Origin of the sequence: Streptomyces sp. UNOC14_S4, from assembly GCF_020740835.1 — a bacterium.
GTDB lineage: Bacteria > Actinomycetota > Actinomycetes > Streptomycetales > Streptomycetaceae > Streptomyces.
Genome location: NZ_JAINFC010000484.1, coordinates 1 through 5667, shown reverse-complemented (window position 1 = coordinate 5667; position 5667 = coordinate 1). Strand labels below are relative to the sequence as shown.

General features: G+C 74.0%; 4 protein-coding genes. All 4 read right to left on the bottom strand.

The window, feature by feature from the left end:
* Positions 1-159 precede the first annotated feature (159 nt).
* Entirely contained in the window at positions 160-2724 is a 2565-nt protein-coding gene (locus tag K6I34_RS30140; protein ID WP_229330743.1) for an ABC transporter permease, read from the bottom strand.
* Positions 2725-2760: 36 nt separating this feature from the next.
* A complete protein-coding gene (locus tag K6I34_RS30135) occupies positions 2761-3543 on the bottom strand; it encodes an ABC transporter ATP-binding protein (RefSeq protein ID WP_374231060.1) in 783 nt (260 codons plus the stop codon).
* Between the two features lie 133 nt (positions 3544-3676).
* Positions 3677-4939 (bottom strand): HAMP domain-containing sensor histidine kinase, encoded by a 1263-nt coding sequence (locus K6I34_RS30130; RefSeq protein WP_229330740.1) that lies wholly within the window; start codon positions 4937-4939, stop codon positions 3677-3679.
* A gap of 5 nt (positions 4940-4944) precedes the next feature.
* The coding region (gene cseB, locus K6I34_RS30125) for a two-component system response regulator CseB (protein WP_275127184.1) at positions 4945-5667 on the bottom strand (723 nt) is incomplete at its 5' end.

The following is a 5667-nucleotide window of genomic DNA, read 5'->3' as shown; positions in this document are numbered from 1 at the left end:
GGGAACGTCCGTGCCGACGAAGGCGCCGCAGCGGGAGGAAGCTCCCGGAACGGGCCGACCTCGCCCGCGGCAGGGCGGGCGAGGTCGGGTCCCAGGGCCGGGTGCGGCAGGCGGGCGAGGTCGGGTCGCGCCGGGTGCGGCGGTGCCGCAAGCCGTGCGTCAGGACTCCGCGACGGCCTCCAGAGGGCTCAGGGCGGCAGCCCGGCGGGCCGGGACGGCGGCCGCGAGCGCGCCGATCGCGAGGGACACCACGCACACGAGGAGCAAGGTGCCCCAGGGCAGCGCGAAGTGATACTGCGTCATGGCGCCGTTGGCCAGCGCGCCGACCGCCCAGGCGCAGAACAGGCCGCCCGCCAGGCCCAGCAGCGTGCCGAACGCGGCGACGGTCACCGCCTCCAGCCGGATCATCCGGCGGATCCCGGCACGGTCCATGCCGACGGCGCGCAGGACGCCGATCTCGCGAGTGCGCTCGGCGACCGACATGGCCAGCGTGTTCACGATGCCGAGCGCGGCGATCACGACGCCGATGGCGAGCAGCCCGTACATCAGGGTGAGCAGTTCGCCCACGGCGCCCGCGGCCTCGCGGACGAGTGCCTTCCGGTCCTGCACCGTCAGCAGCGGGTTGTTGCCCACGGCCGTACGCAGCCGGTCCTCGGTCTTCTGGGAGATCGCGCCGCTGTCGGTGCGGACGAGGATCCGCTGGACGGAGCCGGGTCTGAAGCTGTGCTCCGCCACCTCGCTCCGGGCGCCGAGCACGTCCTGGGCGATGGGGTTGTCCTGGTAGACGGCCACGACGGTGTACTGCTTGAAGTCCTGACCACGGCCCATGCTCGCGTTGATCTTGCCGCCCGCGCGTACGCCGTGTTCCCGGGCGATGGTGCTGGAGACGGCGATCCGGCCCGGTCCGAGGTCCGCGAGGGAGCCGCTGGTGAGGTCGAGCTTCATGACGTCCTTCACGGTGTCCGGGTCGACGCCGGAGATCGCCCGGCCCATGCCGCCGAGGGTCATGGTGGAGTCCGTGACGGCGGTGGCCGTCCGTACCCCGGGGGTGTCGGCCACCCGTCGCACGGCCGCCGGGTCGACGGCGACCGTGGGGGTACGGGTGCCGATCACGTAGTCGGCGCCGAGCCCGGCCGCGGCCTGGCGGTCGAGGGCCTGACCGGTGGAGTTGCCGAGGACGGCGAGCCCGGCGACCAGTGCCGTGCTGATCATCAGGGCGGAGGCGGTGGCCGCGGTGCGGCGCGGGTCGCGCAGCGCGTTCTGCCGCGCGAGCAGGCCGGCGACCCCGAAGCGGCCGGTCAGGCATCCGGTCAGCCGGATCACGGGGGAGGCGAGCAGCGGTGCGAGCACGATCATGGCGACGACGAGGACGGCGCAGCCGAGCATCGCGCTGTTCAGGTTCGCCTCCGACGCGTCCTTCGCCCCGGTGAGCGAGATCAGCAGGCCGGCGCCGAGGGCGAGGAGGACGGAACCGGTCACGGCGCGGACGCGGGACCGGGCGGCGGAGGGCTCCTGTTCGGCCGAGCGCATCGCCTCGACGGGCGCGACCTTCGCCGCCCGGCGGGAGGGCAGCCACGCGGCGAGCACGGTGACGCCCACCCCCACGCCGAGCGCCGCCACGACCGGGCTCGGGCCGATCACCAGGGGGCCGCGGGGCAGCGGGTCCGAGCTGGTGCCCAGGAGGTCGGGCAGCACCGAGGCGATGCCCAGGCCGAGGACGAAACCGGCCGCCGACGCGACGAGGCCGACCAGGAGGGCCTCCCACAGGACGGAGCGGACCACCTGGCGGCGCGAGGCGCCGATCGCCCTCAGCAGCGCGATCTCCCGGGTGCGCCGGGTGATGAGCATGGTGAAGGTGTTGACGACGAGGAACGAGCCGATGAACAGCGAGACCCCGGCGAAGACCATCGGCAGCTTTTTGTAGCCCCGGGTCATGGTGTCGATGTTGGTGGCCTGCTGGGTGGCCTGGGCGCTGCCGGTGGTGGCCTCGGCCCGGTCGGCGGGGAGGAGGGCGGAGACCCGGCGGGAGAGCTCGGGCTGGCCGGTGCCGGGCGTGGCGGACAGGTCGATGCCGGTGTAGTGGCCCGGGGTGGCGAACAGCTGCTGGGCGGTCGCCTTGTCGAACAGGGCGAGGGTGCCGCCCGCGGTCACCCGGGTGTCCTTGGTGGTGACGATGCCGACGAGCCGCTTGGTCATGGCCGGGCCGTCGGTGGCCAGTGTGACCGTGTCGCCGATACGGAAGTGACCGGCGGCCGCCGTGCCGCTGTCCACGGCGAGTTCGCCGCTGTTCGCGGGGGCGCGGCCCTTGACCAGCGGATAGCGGCTGTCCTTGCCGTCCTTGCCCGGTACGTAGGCGGCGGCCGGATGCGCCCACGCCTTGTCGGCCCGCAGGGGCGTGCCGTCGGCGGCGTTCAGGGTGGCCGTGCCATCGACCGCCGGGCGCACGGCGGCGACACCGGGGACATCCGCCAGCTTCCGCGCGAGCGCGTCGTCGAGCACGCCGGCGGTCCGGTCCGCGGGGGCCCCGGGCGGGGGGTCCTTCGGGCTCACGGTGACCGCGATACCGGCGAAGTTCTGCGACGCGGCCGCGCGGTAGGCCGCGGCGGACGAATCCGCGAAGACGAGGGTGCCGGAGACGAACGCGACACCCAGGCAGACCGCGAGGACGGTCATGACCAGACGGGCCTTGTGCGCCAGGACGTTGCGCAGGGCTGTTCTCAGCATGAGGGGCTTTCCGGGGTCTGGGAGGTACGGGGCGGGTCAGCTGGTGCGTGAGCGGGTGTCGAGGGCCTTCATGCGGTCCAGGACCCGGTCCGGGGTGGGGCGCGTCATCTCGTCGACCAGGCGGCCGTCGGAGAGGAAGACCACGCGGTCGGCGTAGCCCGCGGCGACGGGGTCGTGGGTGACCATGACCACGGTCCGGCCCAGCTCGCGCACCGAGTCGCGCAGGAAGCCGAGGACCTCGGCCCCGGCGCGGGAGTCGAGGTTGCCGGTGGGCTCGTCGCCGAAGACGATCGCGGGGCGGGAGGCCAGGGCACGGGCCACCGCGACGCGCTGCTGCTGCCCGCCGGACAGCTGCGCGGGCCGGTGGCCGAGACGCTGGGAGAGGCCGACCATGGAGACCACGCGGTCCAGCCACTGCGGGTCGGGGCGGCGCCCGGCGATGGCGAGGGGCAGCGTGATGTTCTCCAGCGCGGTGAGCGTCGGCAGCAGGTTGAACGCCTGGAAGATGAAGCCGATCCGGTCGCGGCGCAGCTCGGTGAGCTGCCGGTCGTTCAGCGTGCTCAGTTCGGTGGTGCCGACGCGCACGGAGCCGGAGCTGGGCGCGTCGAGCCCGGCGGCGCAGTGCATCAGGGTGGACTTGCCGCAGCCGGACGGCCCCATGATCGCGGTGAACTCGCCCTCCCGGAAGGCGATGCTGACCCGGTCCAGGGCGGTGACACGGGTGTCGCCGCTGCCGTAGACCTTCGACAGGTCGGTGGTCGCGGCCGCGACCCCGGGCGTCGGGTGCAGCGCGTGCGGGGCAAAGGGATCGACGGTCACAGGGGACTCCTCCTCGGGTGCGCAAGGGTGCGTTCCGAAGGGTGTCCGGGGAACGTATCGGAGCCTGGACGTCTGTGTATCGGCGTCCGCTCCGCCGCGTATCGGTTGTGTACGCGCCGAGCCCCGGACGGTGTCAGTCCGGCAGGCGCAGGGTGGCGACGGCGCCGCCGTCCGGGGCGTTGTCCAGGCGCAGCTCGGCGCCGAGGAGCCGGGCGTGGCCCAGGGCGATGGTCAGGCCGAGGCCGTGGCCCGCGCCGCGTTCGGCCGCGCCCGTGTGGAAGCGGCGCGGGCCGTCGAGCAGCAGGTCCTGGGGGAAGCCGGGGCCGTGGTCGCGGACGACGACCGTACGGCCCTCGACGGTGACGCGTACCGGGGCCGCTCCGTGCCGGTGGGCGTTGACGACGAGGTTGCTGACGATCCGTTCGAGGCGGCGCGGGTCGGTCTCCACGGTCGTGGCGTCCTCCGCGTGCCGCGTGACCTCCGTGTCGAAGCCGGTGCGCGCCACGGCCTCGGCGACGACCGCGCCGAGCGGGACATGGGCACTGACCGGCTGTTCGGCGCCCGCGTCCAGCCGGGAGATCTCCAGCAGGTCCTCGACCAGGCCGCGCAGATCGCGCACCCGGGCGCGGATGAGGTCTTCCGTCTCCCCGGCGGGCAGCAGGTCGGCGGCGGCCAGCAGACCGCCGACGGGGGTGCGCAGCTCGTGGGCGACGTCCGCCGTGAACTGGCGCTCGGTGCGCAGGCGGCGGCCGAGGCTGTCGGCCATGAGGTCGACGGTGGCGGCGATGTCGTCCACCTCGTCGCGGCCTTCGGTGGGCCCGGTCCGGGCGTCGAGGTCCCCGGCGGAGATCCGGCCCGCGGTCTCGCCGACCCGCCGCAGCCGGCGGCCGAGCAGCCCGGCCCCGTAGGCCGCCAGGGGTACGGCCGCGGCGAGCGCGACCAGCGAGGACACCGCCATGGTCACGTCGAGCTGGCGCAGCGTGTGGAAGTCGTTGTTCATGCTGATACGGACGGCGAGGACCGGGCTGCCCGGGCCGCCGGTCCGCTGGGCGGCCCAGTAGCTCGGCCCGAGGTTGTTCTCGACGTGCCCGTCGTACGCGGTGTGCCGGTCGCCGTCGGCGGGATGCCGCAGGACGTCGGGCAGGTCGGCCGGATCGAGCTCGGCGCCGGCCGTGAGCGTTCCGGTGCGCCGGTAGACGTCCATGGCCGAGTACACGTCGTTGAATGCCCGCATTTCGGCCCGGCCGCGGATGTCCTGCGCGGTCCACACGTGCACCAGCACGCCCACCGCCACGGCGACCAGGCAGGCGGTGGCCGCGGCCAGCGCGGCGATCTTCCAGCGCAGGGACACGCGGGCCGGACGCAGCCTGCTGAAGCTGAAGTCGAAGGGGCGCACCGGTCTCAGCGCCTGAGCTTGTAGCCGAAGCCGCGGACCGTCTCGATCCGGTCCCGGCCCACCTTCTTGCGCAGCCGCTGCACGCACAGGTCCACGACACGGCTGTCGCCGTCCCAGCCGTACTCCCAGACGTTGCGCAGCAGGGTGTGCCGCTCCAGCACGATGCCGGGGCTGGCGGCGAACTCGAGGAGCAGCTTCAGCTCGGTCGGGGTCAGTGCCACGGGGTTTCCGGAGACGGACACCTCCATGCCGCCGGTGTCGATGGTCAGGTCCCCGAAGGTCAGCACGTCCCCCGCGGACGGCGGCGGCTCCGCGTCCGGGGTGCGCGCGGGTTCCGGGGCGGCCGGGTATGTCGCGCGCCGCAGCAGCGAGCGGATGCGCGCGACGAGCACGTAGGTGTCCACGGGCTTGACCACGTAGTCGTCCGCTCCGGCCTCCAGACCGGCGACGACGTCGAGGCCGTCGCCGCGGGCGGACATCATCAGGACGGGCACCAGGCTGGTCTCCCGGACCCTGCGGCACAGGCCGATCCCGTCCAGGCCGGGCAGCATCACGTCCAGGACCAGCAGGTCGAAGCCGGAGGTGTCGGCGCGGAAGAGCTCCAGGCCCGTCAGCCCGTCGGCCGCGGCCGTCATCCGGTAGCCGTAGCGCTCCAGGGCGACGGTGAAGGACTGGCGCATCAGGTCGTCGTCCTCCACCAGCAGCACGCGGACGGGGCGCGGAGAGGC